The organism is Halogeometricum rufum (assembly GCF_900112175.1).
In the GTDB taxonomy this organism is placed as follows: Archaea; Halobacteriota; Halobacteria; order Halobacteriales; family Haloferacaceae; genus Halogeometricum; species Halogeometricum rufum.
In genome coordinates this window covers 765,381-784,877 of the sequence record NZ_FOYT01000002.1, presented here as the reverse complement: position 1 = coordinate 784,877, position 19,497 = coordinate 765,381, and the positions used below count along the sequence as shown (strand labels likewise).

General features: G+C 67.9%; 21 protein-coding genes. 1 reads left to right on the top strand and 20 read right to left on the bottom strand.

Annotated features, from left to right (window positions below):
- Window positions 1-9 precede the first annotated feature (9 nt).
- The 6 genes from BM310_RS13715 to BM310_RS13690 all read right to left on the bottom strand — a co-directional run bounded on the left by BM310_RS13715 (window position 10) and on the right by BM310_RS13690 (window position 4,569).
- Window positions 10-381: a DCC1-like thiol-disulfide oxidoreductase family protein gene (locus BM310_RS13715; protein ID WP_089808619.1), complete on the bottom strand. Its 372-nt coding sequence runs from the start codon at window positions 379-381 to the stop codon at window positions 10-12.
- 190 nt (window positions 382-571) lie between these two features.
- Complete coding sequence (locus BM310_RS13710) at window positions 572-823, bottom strand: hypothetical protein (RefSeq protein WP_089808617.1); 252 nt, start codon at window positions 821-823, stop codon at window positions 572-574.
- A gap of 87 nt (window positions 824-910) precedes the next feature.
- On the bottom strand, window positions 911-1,303 hold the full coding sequence (locus BM310_RS13705) for an SPW repeat domain-containing protein (protein WP_245778494.1): 393 nt from the start codon (window positions 1,301-1,303) through the stop codon (window positions 911-913).
- A gap of 111 nt (window positions 1,304-1,414) precedes the next feature.
- A complete protein-coding gene (locus BM310_RS13700; protein WP_089808615.1) occupies window positions 1,415-2,257 on the bottom strand; it encodes a potassium channel family protein in 843 nt (280 codons plus the stop codon).
- A 114-nt stretch (window positions 2,258-2,371) separates the two neighbouring features.
- Window positions 2,372-3,604 carry a nucleotide sugar dehydrogenase gene (locus BM310_RS13695; protein WP_177232625.1) on the bottom strand — a complete coding sequence of 411 codons (1,233 nt, stop codon included), beginning with the start codon at window positions 3,602-3,604 and terminating at the stop codon, window positions 2,372-2,374.
- Window positions 3,601-4,569: an NAD-dependent epimerase/dehydratase family protein gene (locus tag BM310_RS13690; RefSeq protein ID WP_177232624.1), complete on the bottom strand. Its 969-nt coding sequence runs from the start codon at window positions 4,567-4,569 to the stop codon at window positions 3,601-3,603. The genes BM310_RS13695 and BM310_RS13690 overlap by 4 nt, the downstream gene beginning before the upstream one ends.
- A gap of 112 nt (window positions 4,570-4,681) precedes the next feature.
- Between BM310_RS13690 and BM310_RS13685 the strand changes: the two genes are divergently transcribed.
- Window positions 4,682-5,866 carry a glycosyltransferase family 4 protein gene (locus BM310_RS13685; protein ID WP_089808611.1) on the top strand — a complete coding sequence of 395 codons (1,185 nt, stop codon included), beginning with the start codon at window positions 4,682-4,684 and terminating at the stop codon, window positions 5,864-5,866.
- A 114-nt stretch (window positions 5,867-5,980) separates the two neighbouring features.
- Here the strand turns inward: BM310_RS13685 and BM310_RS13680 are convergent, their stop codons facing one another.
- The 14 genes from BM310_RS13680 to BM310_RS13620 form a co-directional block, all read right to left on the bottom strand.
- Entirely contained in the window at window positions 5,981-6,223 is a 243-nt protein-coding gene (locus tag BM310_RS13680) for a hypothetical protein (protein ID WP_089808609.1), read from the bottom strand.
- A 410-nt stretch (window positions 6,224-6,633) separates the two neighbouring features.
- Window positions 6,634-6,804, bottom strand: a complete 171-nt coding sequence (locus tag BM310_RS21435) for a hypothetical protein (RefSeq protein WP_177232623.1) — start codon at window positions 6,802-6,804, stop codon at window positions 6,634-6,636.
- A 96-nt stretch (window positions 6,805-6,900) separates the two neighbouring features.
- On the bottom strand, window positions 6,901-7,458 hold the full coding sequence (locus tag BM310_RS13675; RefSeq protein ID WP_089808607.1) for a DoxX family protein: 558 nt from the start codon (window positions 7,456-7,458) through the stop codon (window positions 6,901-6,903).
- 111 nt (window positions 7,459-7,569) lie between these two features.
- Complete coding sequence (locus BM310_RS13670; protein ID WP_089808605.1) at window positions 7,570-7,845, bottom strand: hypothetical protein; 276 nt, start codon at window positions 7,843-7,845, stop codon at window positions 7,570-7,572.
- A 236-nt stretch (window positions 7,846-8,081) separates the two neighbouring features.
- Window positions 8,082-9,287 carry a M20 family metallopeptidase gene (locus tag BM310_RS13665; protein ID WP_089808603.1) on the bottom strand — a complete coding sequence of 402 codons (1,206 nt, stop codon included), beginning with the start codon at window positions 9,285-9,287 and terminating at the stop codon, window positions 8,082-8,084.
- Complete coding sequence (locus tag BM310_RS13660) at window positions 9,280-10,680, bottom strand: APC family permease (RefSeq protein WP_089808601.1); 1,401 nt, start codon at window positions 10,678-10,680, stop codon at window positions 9,280-9,282. Before BM310_RS13660 ends, BM310_RS13665 begins: the two co-directional genes overlap by 8 nt.
- 91 nt (window positions 10,681-10,771) lie before the next feature.
- Window positions 10,772-11,458 carry a helix-turn-helix domain-containing protein gene (locus BM310_RS13655; RefSeq protein WP_089808599.1) on the bottom strand — a complete coding sequence of 229 codons (687 nt, stop codon included), beginning with the start codon at window positions 11,456-11,458 and terminating at the stop codon, window positions 10,772-10,774.
- A 111-nt stretch (window positions 11,459-11,569) separates the two neighbouring features.
- Window positions 11,570-12,178 carry a translation initiation factor IF-2 subunit beta gene (locus tag BM310_RS13650; protein WP_089808597.1) on the bottom strand — a complete coding sequence of 203 codons (609 nt, stop codon included), beginning with the start codon at window positions 12,176-12,178 and terminating at the stop codon, window positions 11,570-11,572.
- 120 nt (window positions 12,179-12,298) lie between these two features.
- Complete coding sequence (locus BM310_RS13645; protein WP_089808596.1) at window positions 12,299-13,270, bottom strand: aldo/keto reductase; 972 nt, start codon at window positions 13,268-13,270, stop codon at window positions 12,299-12,301.
- 78 nt (window positions 13,271-13,348) lie between these two features.
- Window positions 13,349-14,584, bottom strand: coding sequence for a right-handed parallel beta-helix repeat-containing protein (locus BM310_RS13640; protein ID WP_089808594.1), 1,236 nt, complete (start codon window positions 14,582-14,584; stop codon window positions 13,349-13,351).
- 113 nt (window positions 14,585-14,697) lie between these two features.
- Entirely contained in the window at window positions 14,698-15,228 is a 531-nt protein-coding gene (locus BM310_RS13635; RefSeq protein WP_089808592.1) for an SHOCT domain-containing protein, read from the bottom strand.
- 87 nt (window positions 15,229-15,315) lie between these two features.
- Window positions 15,316-16,458: a deoxyhypusine synthase gene (locus BM310_RS13630; RefSeq protein ID WP_089808589.1), complete on the bottom strand. Its 1,143-nt coding sequence runs from the start codon at window positions 16,456-16,458 to the stop codon at window positions 15,316-15,318.
- Window positions 16,459-16,567: 109 nt separating this feature from the next.
- On the bottom strand, window positions 16,568-17,272 hold the full coding sequence (locus tag BM310_RS13625) for a bacteriorhodopsin (protein ID WP_089808587.1): 705 nt from the start codon (window positions 17,270-17,272) through the stop codon (window positions 16,568-16,570).
- A gap of 1 nt (window position 17,273) precedes the next feature.
- Entirely contained in the window at window positions 17,274-19,427 is a 2,154-nt protein-coding gene (locus BM310_RS13620; RefSeq protein WP_177232622.1) for a methyl-accepting chemotaxis protein, read from the bottom strand.
- Window positions 19,428-19,497: the final 70 nt, after the last annotated feature.

Sequence of the window (19,497 nt, the reverse complement as noted above, 5' to 3'; positions counted from 1 at the left end):
GTAAAACGGTCACTCCCTCGCCGGCGGCCGCTTCGAGAGCAGTTTCCCCCACCACGCGCGGGTTTCCGCGACGCGGCGGTACCCCAACTCCCGGAGGTTACGGTAGGTGCCGAACGTTCGCAGCGATTCCACGGCGGGCCGGAAGCGCGACCCGACGTCGGTGCGGAGCAACGCCTCCTCGATGGACGCGCCGCAGGAGTGGACGGCGTCGTCCGTCACGAGGTGCGCGCAGGACTCGAACTCCGGCGGCAGTCGCTCTCGGAGCGACGGGTCGAGGTCGGAGAACCCGACGATTCGGAGGTCGGCGCGCCCGTCGAGGAACTCGGCCCACCACGTGCAGAACCCGCAGTCGTCGTCGTAGACGAGTACCGCGTCGCTCATGCGCGGACGGAGGGGCGCGAGCCACAAACGTCTCACGTCCGTTCCGCTCGGTCCTCCCCTCTCGGCGTCCGTTCGGTCGACTGCCCCGACCGCGCGCGGCGCAGTTCGTCCGGATTCGACTCGGCGGCGGCGTCGCTCTCCTCGTCGTCGGCGCGGGCTGTCTCGGCGACGGAATCCGCCGGGAACTCGACTACCGAGCGTCGCCGTCGACGCCGGCTTCGAGCGTCTCGACGCGGAACGACGCGAGCGACTGCCGCGTGGCGGCGGCGGCGACGCAGAGCATCGCGAGGACGAACGCCGCCACGAGCGGAGACTGCGCCCCGTGGACGACGGCGTTCGCCGCCTGCGCGACCGCGAGGACCACCGGTGTGACCGAGAGGACGGCGGTGCGAGCGGGGTACGCTCGGACGAGCGCCGGGAATCCGGCGAACGGCTTCGACATCGTACGCACCCTCTTTCGAGAAACCGCACAAAAGTCTTTCACCGGTCGGTCGTCGCGACTGTCCGAAAAATCGAGGGAGGGAGAGCGCTACACGCCGGGGCTCTCGGCGCCCGATGCGCCCGTCGCCGTCCGCGCTTCGTAGGCTTCGTACCCCGACAGCACCGCGATGGCGGCGCCGCTGGCGACGCTACTCCACGTCGTCGTCGTCGCGGCCTCGTACACGACCGGCGCGGCCATCGCCCACAGACCCAACAGCGCGGCGAGTCCGGAGGACCAGGCGTTGCCCGTGCCGGTCACACGCGAGCGGTACGCGCTGTATCCGGCGAGCAGGACGACTGCCGCGCCGACGACGATGCCGTTCCAGTACGTCGCGCCGACGAGGTCGAACACGAACGCCGAGGCGACCAGCCACGCGCCGAACAGTGCGCTGACGATACTGACCCACTGCGCGCTGTCGCTCATGACGGGTAGCACCTCCACGGCGCGCTAGCACCTCTCACGCGGAAAAGCCTGATGGCACACTCCCGGAGAACGCGGCCGAGTCGGCTTCTCTCCTCCTTCGTCGGGGGCCCGACCGCCGTCGGGCGCCGACTACTCTCGCGAGTCGTACTCCTGATAGATGACGTGTCCGCAGGCCTTGCAGTGGGAGGCGTCCGGGTCGTGGTAGGCGAGTCCGCAGTCGGGGCAGGTGACGTTGACCTGCTCTCTGTGGGTCCACTCGCGCACTATCTTCCCCGCCTGCCACGGGACGAGGACGATGGCCGCGAGGACGCTCGCGACGGTCACCCAGCGACCCAGACTCGTCGTCGGCGTGATGTCGCCGAAGCCGACGGTGGTGAGCGTCACCACCATGTAGTAGAACGCGTCGCCGAAGTTGCGCACGTCGGGGTTCGTCTGGAACTCGGCGCTGTAGAACAGGCCGGCGGAGACGAAGAACACCACCAGCACGGTCAACAGCAGTTTCATCACCCGGAGGGTCTCCAGCGAGACGGTGCCGAAGAAGAACTCCTCGTCGCGCGTGAACCGGTAGAACCGCAGCACGCGGACGACGCGGACGACGCGGAGGAACCCGACGGTCATCGCCACCGCGGGGACGGGCAAGAGCAGTACCGTCACCGTCGGGAGGACCGACAGGAGGTCGACCATCGTGTACGGGTTGGTGAACTCCCCCAGTCGGTCGCGCGCCCCGTACAGTCGGAGGACGTACTCGGCGACGAACACTGCCGCGATGACCACTTCCGCCGTCCAGAGCGACGACCGGAGCGTCGCCGAGACCGCGTACGTCTGCGCGACGAAGACGCCGACGAAGACGAGGTTCAGCGCCAGCAGCGCCACGTCGATGGTCCGACCGACCGCCGTCTCGTGGTCCAGGAGGTAGAAGCGGACCCGTTCTCGGAACCCGTCCGCTCCGCGAGTGGGCGCGTGACTGGTCATACTGCTACCGGGCGGTCGAGGATACTGAATCTTACCGGCAGACGTCGGCGGTCCGACGGCGTTCGCTCGGAGGCCATCGGACCACGGCGACACCGTCACCCGACGGCGAACGACTCACTCGGAGATGCCGAACCCCTGATAGCGGGCGTTCAGTCGGTCCGAGCGGAGGGCTCCCCAGACGTCGTAGACGAAGGCGTCGTCGTCGAGGTGTTCGTTCAGTTCCGGTTCGATGCCCTCGAACGCCGAGTGGTTGACCGCGAGGACGGCCCCGTCGGCGTCGGCGAGCACGGTTTCGAGGTCCGTGTCGTAGTCGTCGATGTGCGGGTCGTAGCTCCGCGTCTCGACGCCGTGCGACTGCAGGGACTCCTTGATGGCCCACGCGGGGGAGTTGAACACGTCGCCCACGTCGCGCTTGTACGAGAGGCCGAGAATCGCCAGTTCCGAGGGCTGTTCGAGGAGCAACTCGGTCACGATGTACGACTGGAGGGACGCGTTGGTCCGGCGCGTGAAGTTGAACAGGTCGGGCGTCGTCGGCTGGTCGCAGACGCGTTCGTCCGTCAGGAAGTGGGGGTCCTTCGGGAGGCACTTGCCACCGACGGTGCCCGGGAGGGGGATGTCGTTGCGGGGGTACTCGAAGTTCGCCAGGTCGATGGCCTCGTGCGCGTTGAGGTCCAACTGGTCCGCGGTGTAGGCTATCTGGTTCGAGATGGCGAACAGGGCGTCGCGGTAGGAGTTGTCGATGAGTTTGACGAGCATCGCCGTCTCGGGGTCCGTCACCTTCACCGAGCACTCGAACGGTTCCAGCAGTCGGCGGACGGCCGCCTCGCCGGCGTCGCTGTCCACGCCGACCACCTTCGGCAGCGTCTGTATCTCCGCTATCGCCTTCCCCTCGGCCAACCGTTCGGGGAAGACGGCGAAGTTCACGTCGCCCGTCGCGTGTCGCTCGACGATGTCGCGCGTCCGAGAGACCATGTTGACCGGCAGCGTGCTCCGGGAGATGACCGTCTGCCCGTCGACGAGGCGTTCGGCGTAGGACTCGACCACGTCCACGTAGTCCGACATCCCGTTGCGGGGCGCGTTGACGGTGAAGGCGACGTACTCGTGGTCGGTGACCGCCTCGGGGTCGGTCGTCGCTCGCATCGCGCCGGACTCGACGGCCGCCTGCATGTACTCGCCGAGTTTCGGTTCCGCGAACGGCGCCTCGGCGTCGTTTATCTCCTCGACCCGCGTCTCGTCCACGTCGACGCAGGTGACCTGCCAGTCCTGCACGGCGGCCAACACCGCCGCCCACGGGAGACCGATTCGACCGGCGCCGACGACGGCGATATCACGCTCGAACGTCGTCACAGGACCTCCTCCTCGTACCAGCCGATGTACTGTTCGAGCGACTCGTCGAGCGTGATTTCGGGCTCCCAGCCGAGCACCTCCTGCGCCTTCTGGGAACTCGGGACCCGCTTCTGCACGTCGTGTGCGAACGCCTCGGTCGTCTCGAACTCGATGTCCACCTCGCGACCGCTGCGCTCCCATATCTTCCGAGCGAGGTCACGCATGCTGACGCCCTCCTCGGAGCCGAGGTTGAAGTGGTCGTTCGCGGCGGCGTCCTCGAACGAGCAGAGGTAGACGCCGCGCGCGATGTCGCGGACGTTGGTGAACGACCGGACCTGCCGGCCGTCGCCGAGAATCTTCAGCGGGTACTGCTCCTTGTCGAGGATCTTCAGGACGAAGTCGGGGATGACGTGCGCCTGTCCGACCTCCTCGCCCGGCGGTTCGCGCGGGCCGACGGCGTTGAACGGGCGGAAGATGGAGTACTCCACGTCGTACTGGTCGTGGTACGCGCGGCAGTAGTACTCGCCGGCGAGTTTCTGGAAGCCGTAGGCGCTGTCCGGCGGGGGAATCTCCGAGATCTGGTCCTCGGTGACGGGGAACTCGGTGGCGCGTTCGTACACCATCGACGAACTGGCGTAGACGACGCGGTCGAAGTCGTGTTCGACGGCGGCGTCGAAGACGACCTTGTTCATCGCGTCGTTCATCGCGATGATGTCGGCTGGCACGTGGTGGAAGTACCCGATGCCGCCGATCTTCGCCGCGAGGTGGACGACGACGTCGATGTCGTCGAGTCCGTCGATGGCGTCCTCGGACCGAAGGTCGAGTTCGCGAATCTCGACGTCGTCGGCGGACTGCTCGAGATTCTCGGCCTCTCCGGAACTGAAGTCGTCGACGACGACGACGTCCTCTCCCTGTTCGACGAAGTAGTCCACGATATGCGAGCCGAGGAAGCCCGCACCCCCGGTGATAGCTACTTTCTGAGACACGACTGGCGATTTCCGCGCGTCTCTCATAAACACTACCGGTTCTCTTCGCGCCGTGCGGACGGCATCGGGGGAGAAGAAAGAATTATAGCTGGAACTGGGCAACTGCCACCGAATGGGTTCGGACATCTCTCGCGTCTGTTTCGTCGGTATCTACGGTCACAATCAGGACGAAGTGCTCAGGCAGGGGCTCGAACGGCGCGGCATCTCGCTGTCGGAGGTGCGCGTCCCGCAACGCTCGCTCTCGGAGGCGAAGGCCGAGCGTCGACTCCCCGTCCGAACGATGCGTGCGACGATGAACTGGTTCGACGGCGCGCCCGGGTGGCTCTTCCCGTTTCTCGTCGTCGCGACGTTGCTCGTCCACACCGTCGTCACGACGGCGGCCGTCCTCGGCAACCTCGGCGACCTGCGGCGGGCGGACGTCATCGTCGTCCCGCACATGGGCGACACGTCGGTGTTCGTCGCGAAGCCGTTCGCCGTCCTGTTCGACACGCCTCTGGTCTACTTCTCGCACAACGGGCTGTACTTCACGCTCGTGCGCAACCGCGGCATCTACCCCGAAGACAGCGTCGCCGGGAAGTTCCTGTTCGCCCTCGACTTACTCGTCCAGCGACTCTCCGACAGAGTGGTCGTCTTCTCGCAGGAGTCGGCCGACCGCTTCTCCGAGGCGTTCGGCCTGCCGGCCGAGACGTACGAGGTGATGTACATCAAAGTCGTCGAGTCCAACTTCGACACGAGCATCGAACCGGCCCCCGAGTTCGAGTCCGACGTCCTCTACTGGGGGAACTTCCTGCCGCACCACGGACCGGACACGATGGTCGAGGCGGCGGCGGCCCTCCCGGACGCCGAGTTCGTGTTCGTCGGCGAGAGCGACAAGCGACAGGGAGTCGTCGACCACGCCGACCGAGTCGGCGCGGAGAACGTCTCGTTCCCCGGGTTCGTCTCGCTGAGTGAACTCGTCCAGTACGTCAAGGGCGCGAGGGTCGTCCTCGGTCCGATGGGCGACAACCCGCAGACGGAGTTCACCATCGGCACCAAAGTCGCCGAGGCGTCCTATCTGGAGAAGGCCATCGCCGTCGCCGACCAACCGGGGACGAGCGAGGTGTTCGACCACCGGGAGACGGCCTACCTCGTCGAACCCGGCGACGCCGACGCACTCGCCGCGGGCGTCGAGGAGATTCTCGGCGACGACGACCTGCGCCACCGCCTCGAAGACGGCGCCGCGGACGTCTACCGGCGACACTTCTCGGTGGACCGCGCGGGAGAGCGGTTCGTCGAAATCGCCGCGTCGGCTCGCTGAACGCGCGCTTCGACGCTCTCGACACTCGCCGGTTCACGCGCTCTGGTCCGCGACGCCGACGACGGCCGGCACTCGTCGGTCGCGTCCGAGAGCGGTACCGCCTGCTCGGACTCGCTACAGGTTCCCGCGCAGGTGAAGCTTCTCCGAGGCCTTCGTCTCGACGGCCGTCTCGTCGACCGTGTACTCGTCGGACTCGGTGTCGGCCCACCCCATGTCGGCCTTGATGGTCTCGGTGAGGCTCGGGTCCGGGTCGACGTACGCGGTGTCGCCCTCTATCTGCGTGACGAGTCCGAGCGTGTTCCCGCTGGCGTCTACGACGACCTTCCCCTCGTCGTCGTCCGTGAAGGTGACTGTCATCGACAGAACGTGGGGTTGGCGCTCACTAATGCCTGCTGGCCCCGAGAACGTTCGTTTCGATGGCGAACCGGCGCGTTCTGCTGTCTCGCCGACGAACGCGGCTTCGTCCTCCTCCGGACCCGGGCGCAACCAGTACCGACGCCACCCGGAATCGCGGGTGACGAGGCGCGGCGGGGTCCGAGGACCGACGGATGCCGGGACGACTCGCTGGTGGGCGTGAACCGACTGATTCGCTCGCCCCGGAGGAGAAGCGGTCCGTCCGTCGGAAACGGAGGCCTCGGCACTCATAGGGTTCGTCACCGTCGGGTGCCACCCCGACTCGGGACGGTGCCGTCGTCATCGGCCATCGAACGGTACTGGAGCCACGCAAAAGAGGATTCCGAGCGACGGCGGTGTCCGAAGCGGCCGTGTCAGTGCGCGACCAGACGGGCCAGCCAGACGATGGGGACGACCGGTATCGCCAGTCCGGTGACGAGGAGGAAGACGGCGACGACTAGCTTCTCGCCGCGACTCGAATCGTGCCAGACGGACCGCCACATCTCGTCGATGGACCGTGCCGTTCGCTGTACGAGTCCTGCCATGTGACACCGTCGAAGAGCGAGGAACGTAACCTTCGTGGCCGTCGGCGGCGAGAGCGGAACCGACCCACCGAAGGGTCGGCCGGCGCGTCGCCGTCCTCAACCGAGGGCGTACCGGAGCCAGCGGTTGTTCTGCACGAACTCCGTCCGTTCGAGGTAGGCGTCCACGCCGAGGATGCGGCCCGCGCCCCACGCGCCCAGACCGAACAGGAGGAGCGCGTAGATGATGTGGTCGTCGATGAGCCAGCCGTGGGCGACGGGTAACCCCTGTGCGATGCCGCCGGTGAGTGCCGCGAGCCAGTAGAACAGCATCATCACCGCGCCCCAGAACGCGGACCATCGGACGGCCACGCCCAACATGAGCGCCAACCCGGTCAGCGTCAGGCCCCACGCGTTCAGCGGGTCGATGATGCCGATGTAGTTGTTCGCCAGCATCGCCCAGAACCCGCCGAAGGGGTTGCCCTCCGGAATGGCGTTGAGCAGGAATCCCGACGCCGACCAACTGGGGTCGAGTACCTTCACGATGCCGCCCTGAAACAGGACCCACCCCATCGCCACCCGGAGCACGAGGATGGAGTACGCCACCCACCCCTCCGAGTAGTCGAACGAGACGTCCTGTCCGAATATCTCCGCGTCGAGTGCGTGCCTTGTTGACATTGCAGTAGGTAGCTATTCAACTCACGGCAAAATATGTTACTCAAACTATGAGACTGGTTTGGTTCTCGAACGTGACGGCGCTCAGTGGTCGCGAGACGGCCGCGTAAGTGGTCAGACGCCGTCCGGCATCGCGTGGTTCTCCGCGTCGGCGAGGTTGCGGAGACGTGCCGTCCCGCGCGCCGAGAACATCCGCTGACACCGACTCGGGCCCGACCGGTCGTCTCGTGCCTCGACGCCGTCGTTCGAGTGCGTCTCGGTGCCGTCGTCCGCGTCGGTAGCGTCGTCGGTGTGGGTGTCGGCGGCAGGGGCGTCGGGAGGCGCCGCGGGCGGCGTGTGGGTGTCGGCGTCGGAATGCGATTCTGTCGGGTGTCGGGTGTGTGTGCTCACGTGTGTCGGGTTGCGAAGGTCGGTCGGGAGGCTGTACGGGCCGGAGGAGAGTCACTCGCGTACAGATACGACCGACATGAGATACCGGTACGTGTGGGTAGAAGTATAATAAACGTTCGTGTACGTCCGAATACTGCCTCGCCCGGCGGCGTGCCACCGGGGCGCGTCGGTGCGGGGCCGGCGTCCGCCGACAGTCGAGTCGGGGACCGACCCGCGAGGCGACCCCGGCGACCGACTCAGCCGCAGAACCGGACCGCGGCGTCGGCGACGATGTCGGCCACCTCGACCACCTCGTCGGTGTAGACGAACTCGCCCGCGCCGTGGATGTTCTCGCCGTCCGGGCCGACGATGACCGTCGGCAGGTCCGCCCGGTCGCCGAGGTAGTTGAAGTCACCGACGCTGGAGAAGTAGCCGTAGTCGGGGTCGGTGTCCGCGACGGCACGCGCCGCGTCGGCGAGTGCGGTCACGAGGGGGTGCTTCTCGTCGGTGACGTACGGGCCGTAGACGATGTCGGGGTCCGGCGCCTCGCGGAACCCGATTTCGACGTCGCTCTGCAGGTCGAGTTCCGCGACGACCCGTTCGGCGTCGGCGCGCGCGTCCTCCATCGTCTCGCCGACGACGACGTGTCTGTCCACCATCAGACGCGCGCGTTCGGGCACCGACAGCGTCTGGCTCCCGCCCTCTATCTGGAGCGGACAGACCGACCCCGACCCGAGTCGCGGGTGGTCGCCCGTCTCGATGTCGTTCAGGGCGGCGGCGAGTTCGCCCGCCTCGACGACGGCGTTGACTCCCTTCTCGGGTTGGGAGCCGTGGGCCGCGTGCCCCCGGACCTCGATGTCGTAGAGGAACCGCCCGCGCGCGCCGAGCAGTAGCGCCGGGTTCTCGACGTCCGACTGCGCGAGGATGGGGCCGGGTTCGGTGACGACGGCGGCGTCGCAGTCGTCGGTGTAGCCGTCGCGAATCAGCCTGTCCGTGCCGAGGCCGTACGGTCCCTCCTCGTCGACGACGGCGGTGAGGAGGACGTCGCCGGCCAACGGCACGTCGGCGAGGGCGTCGAACGCCGTCATCACGGCCGCCAGCCCGCCCTTCATGTCGCAGGCGCCCTGTCCGTACAGTTTGCCGCCCTCGATGCGACCCGAACACGGGTCCTCCTCCCAGTCTTCGACGAGTTTCACCGTGTCCACGTGCGCGTTCAACAGCAGGGAGGGCGCGTCGGGGTCGCTACCCGCCAGTCGGGCGACGACGTTGTCACCCTCGTACTCGGTGATGTCGGGTTCGGAGACGTGGTGGTACTCGGGGTCGTGCCCGCGGGCGTCGAGCCAGTCGTAGACGAACTCGCATATCTCGGCCTCCTCGAAGTACGGACTCGGAGTGCGGACGAGTTCCTGCAGGAGGTCGATGGTCTCCTCGGGGTCGACGGTCGGCGCGGCGTCGTCAGTCATCGCTGGCCCCCCGGATGGCCGGGTCGTACTCGTTCGACGGGACGCCCGGAAGCGTCGCGAGGATGGCCTCCACGTCCACGTCTCGCCGCTGGCCGCGGTACCAGTAGACGCCGAAGACGACGAGGCCGACGGCGACCCACGGGACGTACACCGACAGCGACCCCTGGTAGGCCTGCGTGAGGAGGCCGCCCGCGCCGACGGCGCCGACGGCGCCCGTCGCGCCGAGCAACAGGGGACGCGTGAAGCCGGCCTCCTGCGCGAGACTCGACCCGGTCCAGAGGACGTACAGCACCGTCACCGAGACGGCCGCGTAGGCGATGAGGTAACTGAACGTGGCGATGGCGATGGCCTGCGACAGGCCCGTACTCCAGAACGTCAGCCCCGAGGCGACGACGTAGAGCGTCAGCAGCGACCAGTGCGGCGTGCCGAACCGGTCGGACACCTCGGAGAACTTCTTCGGGAACACCTCGTCCCACGCCCACGAGTACGGCATCTTGATGCCCGCGGCCATGACGGCGTGGACGGAGGAGGCGGTGGCAAGCAGGCCGCCGACGGCGACGATGGTCGTCCCGACGTCGCCCATGAACGCCTCCGCCGCCGTCGCCAGCGGGCGGGCCGAGTTCGCGAGGACGGTGTAGTCGGAGACGACGCCGTAGATGACGACGGACGTGAGGACGTACAGGAGGATGAGGATGGCCGTCCCGCCCGCCATCGCAAGCGGGAGGTTGCGCGAGGGGTTCTTCACCTCCGCGCCCATCTGCCCCGCGACGGCGATGCCGATGTAGGCGTAGAACAGGGGGACGGCGGCGCCGACGAAACCGTCGAAGCCGCCGGTGAAGAACGGCCGGTAGTTCGCCGTGTTCACGTTCGCCAGTCCCGGCACGATGAGGACGAGAATCGAGAGGATGAGGAAGCCGAAGATGGCGTTCTGCGAGACGCTGTACCCCTTCGACCCGACGAGGTTGACGAGGAACAGGACGGTCAGGAGGCCGAACCCCGCGAGTGCGGCGTTGACGGAGGGGTAGAACACCTGCAAGTAACTCCCGAACCCGAGAGCCAACACGGCGTCGGCGGCCATGTAGCCCAGCCACTTCGACCACGTCACGACGAACCCGGGGAGACGGCTCTCGAACGTCCGCGAGACGTAGGCGTACGACCCCGCGGCCGCCGGGAATATCGTCGCCATCCAGCCGTAGTTGAGGGCGATGCACATCGCCAGAAGCCCCGAGAAGACGACGACGAGGATGACGCTCGGCCCCGTCGTCGAACTCGCGGTACCCAGCGTGACGAACAGTCCGGCGCCCAGCGTTCCCGCGACCACCGTGCTCACGGCCCCGAGCAAGCCGATGTCACGCGAGAGACTGCGCCCGTCGTTCACGTCTACCGATGACATGTGTTCACATGCGTCGTCTATCCCGCATATGCTCCCTCCCTCTCATGAGAGGCGGTCTACGAACGGCACCGGACGCGTCGAGTCGCTCCCGTCAGTCGTCGCCGAGGAGTTTCGACTCCGCCTTCCGCAGGTGTTCCAGCAGCGTCGCCTTCGAGACGTCCACTTCGGCCGCCAGTTCCGCCGCACTCGTCTCGCGCGGCCACGTGTAGTAGTCGCGCCGGCGGGCCAACTCGAACACCTCCCGCTGTCGCTCCGAGAGGGCGTCCGTCCGGAACAGTCCGCTCCCGCCCTTCGGCGCGGTGATGAGTTCGACGCGGATGTCGGCGTCCATCTCCGCGCGAACCTCCTCCAGTCGCTCGTGGACGGTCTGTCGCGTCTCCTGGACGAGGACGGTCCACTGCTCGCGGCCGCCCTGCATCCGGACCGGTTCGTCGGGGATGAACCCCCGCGAGACGAGGGCGTCGTTGATGGAGTTGCCCATGTCGTAGCGGACGACGATGCCCCGCGTCGCACTCCCCGGCACCGCCTCGTCTTCGAACTCGCCCGTCTCCCACACCGACTCGGTCAACGGCGAGTCGCGGATGGCCGCGACCAACGCGTCGAGTTCGGCGGTGCTGTCGGCGTAGGCGGTGAACCGCCCGTTCGCCAGTCCGTCTATCTCGTGGACGCCGTGTCCGAGGAGGCCGCCGTCGGTCGCTTCCGTCACCTCCAGCGTCCAGCAGTCGGGGTGCCAGATGTCGAGGCTCACGCGCACCCCCGATTCCTCCTCGTGCGTCATCGTTCGTCAAGGGCGACGCGCCCGCAAAAAGGTACGCGTAGACGCGGCGACGCGTCGGCACCGCAGACCCTCTCGTTCCGTGGGGACTCTGAGACCGGTCCGGTTCGTCGTCTATACCTTCCGCGCGAACGCCAGCGTCCCGCTCGTCCGCTCGATGAGTGCACGGACGGTGTCGCCCTCTCGCGCGCCGGTGACGAAGATGGTGTACTTGCCCTTCTCGGCGACGCCGTCGCCCTTGCGACCCGTGCCGGTGATTTCGAGTTCGTACGTCTTGCCCTCCTCGATGGCCGGCCCGGTCTGGGTCTGCGTCTTCGCGGCCTGCTTCTGGACCGGCCGGAACGCACCACACGCCTCACAACGGAGCATGTCCACGCCGTCCTCGGTGACGAGGCGCGTGTCCGGCAGGCCACACTCCGTACAGGAGACGTACTCGGCGACGTACTCGTCGATGGCCGCCTCGAAGTCAGCGACGCTGAACGACCCGTTGTAGCGGGCGCGGTCGCCGTCGAACTGGCCGTTCGTCCCGAGTTCTCGCTGGATGTTTCGGTGGAGGTGGCTCGCCTCGCGGCCGAGGGCGTCGGCTATCTGGCCGAGGTTCGTCAGGCGGGTGAACGCCCCGTCCGTCTCGCCCTCGGGGTCGGGTACGTCGAGGCGCGACTCCTCGTAGTTTCGCTCCGGCAGTGTGTCGAACGCTCTGTCGAGAGAATCTGCGTAGTCCATACCGACCGGAGTGGATGCGGACCTAAAGCCGTTCCGTGTCTCGTGGTGGCGTGGGCGCGGCGGCCGTCGGGGCCGACGAACCGCTCTCTCGACCCGTCCGCACACCACCCCGATACCCGGCTACTCGTGGCCCGAGACGGGCACGGGTTCGTACGGCGCTTCGAGGTACTCGACGTCGGACTCCGAGAGGTCGATATCCAGCGCTTCGACGGCGTCTTCGAGGTGTTCGACGCTGGAGGTGCCGACGATGGGCGTCGTCACCCACGACTTCTCGAACTGCCAGGCCATCGCTATCTGGGCCATCTTCACGCCCTTCTCGTCGGCGAGTTCCTGCACGCGTTCGTTCACCTCCGGCCCGCCGCCCTTCGTGTACCCCCGGTCGTGGTCCGCCTCGTGTTCGCCGCGCGTCGTCGCCTCGAACTCCTCGTGCGGGCGGGTGAGGTAGCCCGCACCCAGCGGCGACCACGGCATGACGGCGACGTCCTCCTTCTCGCAGAGGGGTAGCATCTCGCGTTCCTCCTCGCGGTAGGCGAGGTTGTAGAGGTTCTGCATGGAGACGAACCGCTCCAGTCCGAGTCGGTCCGAGGTGTGCAACGCCTCGGCGAACTGGTGCGCCCACATCGACGACGCGCCGATGGAGCGGACCTGCCCCCGGCGCACCGCGTCGTCGAGGGCGCGGAGCGTCTGTTCGATGGGCGTGTCGTAGTCCCAGCGGTGAATCTGGTAGAGGTCCACCGTGTCCATCCCCAGACGGTCCAGCGATGCGTCCAACTCCTGTTCGATGGTCTTCCGCGAGAGGCCGCCCGAGTTCGGGTCGTCCTCGCGCATCTCGCCGTACACCTTCGTCGCCACGACGAACTCGTCGCGGTCGTAGTCGGCGAGGACGTCGCCGAGAATCTCCTCCGACTCGCCGTACGAGTAGACGTTCGCCGTGTCGAAGAAGTTGATTCCGAGGTCGATGGCGCGTTCGATGAGTTCGCGGCTCTCCGCTCTACCCAGTGTCCAGTCGTCCCAGTTCGTCCCGAAACTCATGCACCCGAGGCAGAGTTCCGAGACGGTGACGCCCGTCGAACCGAACGTGGTGTACTCCATGACTCGACCCTCGTCGCGAGCCGAAAAAAGTGTACGTCACGGCTCCCCGTCCTGCCGGGACTCGGTTGGGGGGCCGCCTCAGTTGCCGCGGCCGGGGTTGCCGCCGCCCCGCCCGGGGTTTCCGCTGCCGCCCCGGCAGGCGTTCTGGAGGTTCTGCCCGTTGGCGACGGAGCGAACCAGCCACGACTCCGCCGCCACCGGACCGAAGTACGCGCTCCGACCCTGCCGGTTCGGACCGTCGGCGGCGGCGAGGTTCCCGTCGACTTCGCGCGGTCCCTTCGGGTGCCCCCAGTAGTTGCAGTTGGCGGTGACTGTCGTCGCGGTGGCGTTGCCGATGCCGACGGGTGCGACCAGGTCGTTGTACTCGACGGTCAGTCCCGACGCGCCGCTGTCGACCTTCACCGACTCGCCGTTGAAGAACTCGGCCGCGATGTCCCCGAGAACGTTCTCCCTGACGGTCACGCCGTCGGTCGAGTCGGCGCTGACGTTGACGCCCTGCGCGTACGTTACGAACTTCGTCCCGTCCTGTTCGGCCCGCGACCTGTCGTTGCTCGCCTCGACGTTCGAGACGTGGTTTTCGGAGACGGTCACGCCGTCGAGGTCTCCCTGCAGAAGGATTCCGAGAGCGCCTGTCTCGGCGGCGATACCGCGGACGACGTTGGCGGTCACCGACGCGTCCCCGTACCCCCCGCCTTCGTCGTCGAGGAAGATACCGTTCGTCGTCGGGTAGCCGGATTCGTCGGCGGGGAACTCGCTCGCGACGTTCTCGACGACGTTGTCCCGTATCCGGAGGCCGTCGTTACCGCCGGCGGCGATGATACCCGTCGTCCCGAGTCGCGTGAACGGACCGACGTTCGAGACGTGCGTGTCCTCGACGACGACGTTCTCGAAGCCGCCCTGTATCTTGACGCCGAGCAGATTTCCGGGGTTCTCGACGGCGAATCCCGCGAACGTCACGCCGTCGGCCTCGACGCTCACCGCCGCGCCCGTCTCGTCGTCGCTCCCCGAGACGGTCGCCGTCCGCGGCGACGACGTGCGCACGGTCAAGTCCGCCACGTCGACGGTGAGCGTCCCGTCGTACGTCCCCTCGGTGACGACCACCTCGTCACCCGGACCGGCGGCGTCGACGGCCGCTTGGACGGTCGAGTAGTCCGCCGGAACCGTCAGCGTCGCCGCCGCCGCCGTGCCCGCACTCGCCGCGAGTCCGACGCCCCCCACGGCCGCCGCGCCGGTCGTCCGGAGGAAGCGCCGTCGCGTCGTCGCCGGTCGCCCCTGTCGCTCTCGCGTCCCGTCGTCGCTGTCACTGTTTGTCATCTCGCGTCTGGATTCCAATCACAGAGGTAAAACAGCTGTTCAGACGAACGATACTGTCAACCGGCCGATACTGTCGCCACGGTCGGTCGCGCTCGACCCGGCCGATTCGCCCGTCAGAACCGACTCCGACCGCCGTCTTCCACGACGGCCGCGCGTTCGCGTTCGGCGCGCGCGTCGTCCACCGAGTCGTTCGCCACCAGCCTGCCGAGTTTTCGCTCGAACTCCCGTTCGGTCAACTCGCCGTCGACGTACCGTCGCTTCAGTCGCTCAAGGGCGTCCTGTCGCTTCTCTTCCGGCGACGGCTCCGGTTCGGCGAACGCGTCGCCGAGTCCGAGGGCGCGGAGCGGCGGGTACTCGCTCTCGGCGCGTCGCGCGACGGACTCGATGCGGCCGCCGCGCGGGAGCGACGCCCGTCGAGCGAGACCGTAGACGACGCCGACGGCGGAGACGACGGCGACGGCCGTCGAGAGGGCGAACAGGGGGAGGACCGGGAACGCGAGTTCGAGGAGCGCGGCGACGAGCGTTCCGGCGAGGAACGCGCCGCCGACGACGAGTGCGGCGTAGCCGAGGAGGACCGCCGAGAGCGTTCCCGACGCCACCAGCAGGAGGAACGACACCAGCGTCAGTCGGTCGCGGAGGGCCATTGCCGTCGTTTCGGGCCCCGACCGGACTAAGTTTGTCGGTGGCCGTGAGACGCCGGCGTCGCCGCGGGACGGCGCGTCCGCCCGCGGTCAGAACCGCTCGTCCGCGCGTTCCCGCGCGGCGGCGGCGACGAACGGGAGCGTGATGGTGGCGTCGCCGACGACGGTGACGTTCCTGGCGGACTTCTCCAGTTTCCCCCACGACCGAGCCTCGTCCAGCGTCGCGCCCGACAGGCCGCCGGTGTGGTCGGGGTCCATCGTCAACTGCACCGCGTAGTCGTAGGCGTCCGGGATGGTCAGCATCGTCTGCAGGACGTAGTTCTTGGGGACGCCGCCGCCGACGACCATCGCGCCCGCCTGCTCCGCCTCGAACGCGAGGTCCGAGAGGTGGGTCATGTCCTTCAGGGCGTCCAGCGTGAACTCGGAGGTCTGCGAGTATATCCACGCCTGAATCCCCAGCACGGAGTCCTGAATCGCCGGGCAGTAGACCGGCACGTCGTGTTCGTACGCCGCGGCGGCGACGCCCGCGTCCTCGTCGATTCCCTCTGCCTCGTTCCGTTGGAGGTTCGCCCGCCCCAGTTCGGCGGTGAACTCCTGAATCGACACCGTCCGCTCGACTTCGGGGAAGACGTTCTCGCGGAGGTGTCCCTCGAACAGCGCGAAGTGTTCCTGCGGGAGGTAGACGTTGTAGATGCGGTCCACCTGCTCGTCGCGCAGGTGTTCGTCGTGGTCGCGAAGCGTCTCGCCCGTCGGTGTCGCCGTCTCGTCCGACGGGTGGGGGTCGTGCGGTTCCGCCCGACCGTGGTGGTGTTTGCCGCCGATAGCCTCGATGGCGTCGTGCGTCAGGTTCGCCCCCGTCGTGACCAGCGCGTCGATGTGGCCGTCGCGGATGAGGTCCACGACTATCTGTCGCATCCCGGTGGGGACCATCGCGCCCGCGAGGCCGAACAGGTTCGTCACGTCGTCGCGCCCGAGCATCTCGGCGTACACGTCGACGGCGCGTTCGAGGTTCGACGCGCCGATGCCCGCCTTGCCGTACTCGGTGGCCAGTTCGCCGACGGTCATCCCCGCGCGGACCCGGGCGTGACCGACGGGGTTCTCGTGGAACTCCTCGCGGTGCGGCGGGTGGTACTCGTGGTCAGTCTCGGACTCGTCGGCGTCTGCCGCGCCGTCGTGGTCAGTTTCGGACTCGTCGGCGCCGTCCGCGCCGTCGTCGTGGGCGTCGTCGCTCATACCTCCGGGTGGGTCGCCGCCCCGTTTAGTGGTCGCGGTCCGCGACGGGCGCAGTCGGCGACCCGTCGTCGAACGAAAAAGAGCGCGCGAAGCGTGATCCCTCGCGCCGTCAGTCGGCGCTCTCGGCGGTTATCCGCGCCGACTCCAGCGACCGAACCGACTGGAGGCCGCCGACGGCGACGACGACGAAGCCGACTTTCGACACCAGGTCGAGATACGTCAGCACCAGCACCTGCGTGTTGGGTAGCAGCAGTCCCAGCCCCGTCGGCGCGAGAATCCACACGATGGGGTACAGCGTCCAGACGACCACCGTCAGGTTCCGGACCGTGGTGAACGTCGCCACCACGTCGCCGGACTGGAAGTCCGCCCCCCGCGGGAGCGTCCGCACGAGGAGGTAGACGAGGACGAGGTAGGCGACGACGCCGACGGCGAAGGCGGCGTAGCGCGCCGTCCCGTCGACCGAGGCGGCTACGACGCCGCTCACGATGACGACGACGTCCGTGACGACCAGCAGGGCGTAGATTCGCAGTCCGGACCGCGCGAGGAGGCCGAGGTACAGCACCATCAGCGGCGTCGTCACCAGCCAGTCCGTGTAGCGGACGATAGCGACCGAGTTTCCGCCGACGGCGATGCTCCCGTAGCCCTGCGCCATCAGCGCGTAGGCGACGGCCGCGATGCCCGTCACGAGGGCGAGGACGGCGGTGTACCCCCGGCTCTCGGCATCGGTCAGAAACTTGTACGCCGGCGGTACCGTCCCGAGCGCCATCCCGACGGCACCGACCCACAGCCACAGCGTCGCGTTCAGTTCTATCATCTCAGTCGTCCCCCATCGCCGCCCGCGCGTTCGCGTCGGGCGCCGTTCCGTCCGATTCGGCGACGGTGAAGTCCTCGAGCGCGCTCCGCAGGTCGCGCGCCCGGTCGGCGAGACGCTCCGCGGAGTCGCTCACCGTCGTCATCGTCGCGGTCTGTTCTTCGGCCGCGGCGGCCACGTCGCCCGCCTCGTCGGACGTCTGTTCGCTGATTGCGGCCACCTCGTCCACCCGTTCGACGACGGCCGTCGCAGAGCGCGCCTGCGTCTCCGTCGCCTCGCGTATCTCCTGAATCGAGTCGTCCGTCTCGTCGACGGCGACGGCCACCTCTTCGAGGGCGTCGATGGCCGACTCGACCGTCTCGACGCCGGAGACGATGCTCGTCCGCGTCTCCTCCATCGCGGCCGTCGTCCCGTCGGCCCGCGACTGGATGCGCTCGATGCGCTCTTCTATCTCCGCCGCGGACTCGGCCGTCTCCTCGGCCAGCGACTTCACCTCGTCGGCGACGACGGCGAAGCCCGACCCCTTCTCGCCGGTCCGCGCCGCCTCGATGGAGGCGTTCAGCGCCAGCAGGTTCGTCTCGCCCGCGATGTCGCGGATGACCTCCACGATGTCGCCGACGGCTTCGAGTTCCTCGGCGAGGGCGGTCACCTCTTCGGCGGTCTGTTCGGTCGCGTTCTCGACGGCGTCCATCTCTTCGAGCGCCTGTTCGGCGTCTTCGCGGCCGGACTCGCCGATTTCGGCCGCGCGCCGCGAGGCGTCGGCCACGCCGTTGACCGTCGCCGCTATCTCCTCGGCCGAGGAGGACAGTTGGTCCATCTCCTCGGAGACGGTCAGGAGGTTGTCCGTCTGCTGTTCGGCGCCGTTGGATATCTCCGTCGTCGCCTCCGTCACCTCGGCGGAGGCGTCCATCACCTCGTTCGCGCCCGTGTCGACGCGGTCCGCGGCGTCGACGACGTGGTCGGCGAACTGCGTCACCTCGGCCATCGTGTCGGCTATCTCGTCCAGCATCTCGTTGAACGAGTGGGCCACCTCGGCCATCGCGTCGTTCTCCCGTGAGGCCTCCATCCGACGCGTCAGGTCGCCGTCGGCGACGGCGTTCATCACCGCGCCGTACGACGCCGCCTTCTGTTCGAGGTGGTCGTTGACGCGTTCGGTCTCGCGAATCTGGGCGCGGAGCGTGTCGCGCATGTCCGCGAAGGAGTGATACAGCGTCCCGAACTCGTCGGACCGCGTCGTCCGCAGGTCCACGTCGAGGTCACCCTTCGCCATCGAGTCGGCCCGGTCGGCCAGACGCCGGAGCGAGACGATGGTGTTGGACCCCACGAGGACGCCGACGAGCGAGAGGCTCACGAGGACGAGCAGGATGAGGCCGGTGATGGCCGACGTGACCTGCTTGCCGACGGCGAACGCCTCGGACTTCTGGGACTCGACCTGCACGGTCCAGTCGAGCGTCTCCATCGACGCGCTGGCGACCAGCGTCTCTTCGTTCTCGACGAAGCCGCCGTCTTCGAGGGCGGCCGCGTCACCTTCGTACTCGGTGAGGAGTTTCGACGCGTCGGGGTGGGCGACGAACCGTCCCTCGCCGTCCACGACGGTCGTCGACCCGCCGCCCGCCGTACTGGCGAACGCCGCGGCGTGCGACTCGACGTTTATCATGTAGATGAGCGCCCGGTTCTCGGCGCCCTCGATGGGCGAGATGACCGAGATGACCGGGAAGTCGGCCACCGGAACCGTGAACGGCGACGTGACGTGCGTCCCGTCCGGTCCGTCGAACGTCGGCGGGTTCTCCGCGAACGGCGCGCCCTGTTCGGCCGGGCTGACGCCCTCCATCGCCGGGTTCGAACTCGCGACGATCTCCTGTTCGGCCGTGTCGTAGTAGTGGACTGCGACGACCCCCTTCGGCACGGCGTCGTCCGCGACCGTCTCCGAGAGATGGTCACTGATGGCCGCCTCGTCGCCCGACCCCAGAACCGGGTACGACGAGTGAAGCCGCGTCTGCTTCTCGATTCCGCCGATCCACGTGTCCAGTTCCGCCGCCCGCACCTCCGCGGAGGTGACGAGGTCCGCTCGTTCCTCCGTCTGAAGCGTCTCGGACGTCTGGTCCTGAACCACCACGCCGAACCCCACGACGAGTGCGACGACGGCGAGAAGGGCCACACCGAGTTTCACTCCGAAGCTCGGTGCGAACCGTTTCGATGATGGTCGTGACATTTCCTACGAAGTTCGT

Coding starts and splice junctions, on each gene's coding strand:
- BM310_RS13715 (WP_089808619.1), bottom strand. CDS start 381: ATGAGCGACGCGGTACTCGTCTACGACGACGACTGCGGGTTCTGCACG.
- BM310_RS13710 (WP_089808617.1), bottom strand. CDS start 823: ATGTCGAAGCCGTTCGCCGGATTCCCGGCGCTCGTCCGAGCGTACCCC.
- BM310_RS13700 (WP_089808615.1), bottom strand. CDS start 2,257: ATGACCAGTCACGCGCCCACTCGCGGAGCGGACGGGTTCCGAGAACGG.
- BM310_RS13685 (WP_089808611.1), top strand. CDS start 4,682: ATGGGTTCGGACATCTCTCGCGTCTGTTTCGTCGGTATCTACGGTCAC.
- BM310_RS13680 (WP_089808609.1), bottom strand. CDS start 6,223: ATGACAGTCACCTTCACGGACGACGACGAGGGGAAGGTCGTCGTAGAC.
- BM310_RS21435 (WP_177232623.1), bottom strand. CDS start 6,804: ATGGCAGGACTCGTACAGCGAACGGCACGGTCCATCGACGAGATGTGG.
- BM310_RS13675 (WP_089808607.1), bottom strand. CDS start 7,458: ATGTCAACAAGGCACGCACTCGACGCGGAGATATTCGGACAGGACGTC.
- BM310_RS13665 (WP_089808603.1), bottom strand. CDS start 9,287: ATGACTGACGACGCCGCGCCGACCGTCGACCCCGAGGAGACCATCGAC.
- BM310_RS13660 (WP_089808601.1), bottom strand. CDS start 10,680: ATGTCATCGGTAGACGTGAACGACGGGCGCAGTCTCTCGCGTGACATC.
- BM310_RS13655 (WP_089808599.1), bottom strand. CDS start 11,458: ATGACGCACGAGGAGGAATCGGGGGTGCGCGTGAGCCTCGACATCTGG.
- BM310_RS13650 (WP_089808597.1), bottom strand. CDS start 12,178: ATGGACTACGCAGATTCTCTCGACAGAGCGTTCGACACACTGCCGGAG.
- BM310_RS13645 (WP_089808596.1), bottom strand. CDS start 13,270: ATGGAGTACACCACGTTCGGTTCGACGGGCGTCACCGTCTCGGAACTC.
- BM310_RS13640 (WP_089808594.1), bottom strand. CDS start 14,584: ATGACAAACAGTGACAGCGACGACGGGACGCGAGAGCGACAGGGGCGA.
- BM310_RS13635 (WP_089808592.1), bottom strand. CDS start 15,228: ATGGCCCTCCGCGACCGACTGACGCTGGTGTCGTTCCTCCTGCTGGTG.
- BM310_RS13630 (WP_089808589.1), bottom strand. CDS start 16,458: ATGAGCGACGACGCCCACGACGACGGCGCGGACGGCGCCGACGAGTCC.
- BM310_RS13625 (WP_089808587.1), bottom strand. CDS start 17,272: ATGATAGAACTGAACGCGACGCTGTGGCTGTGGGTCGGTGCCGTCGGG.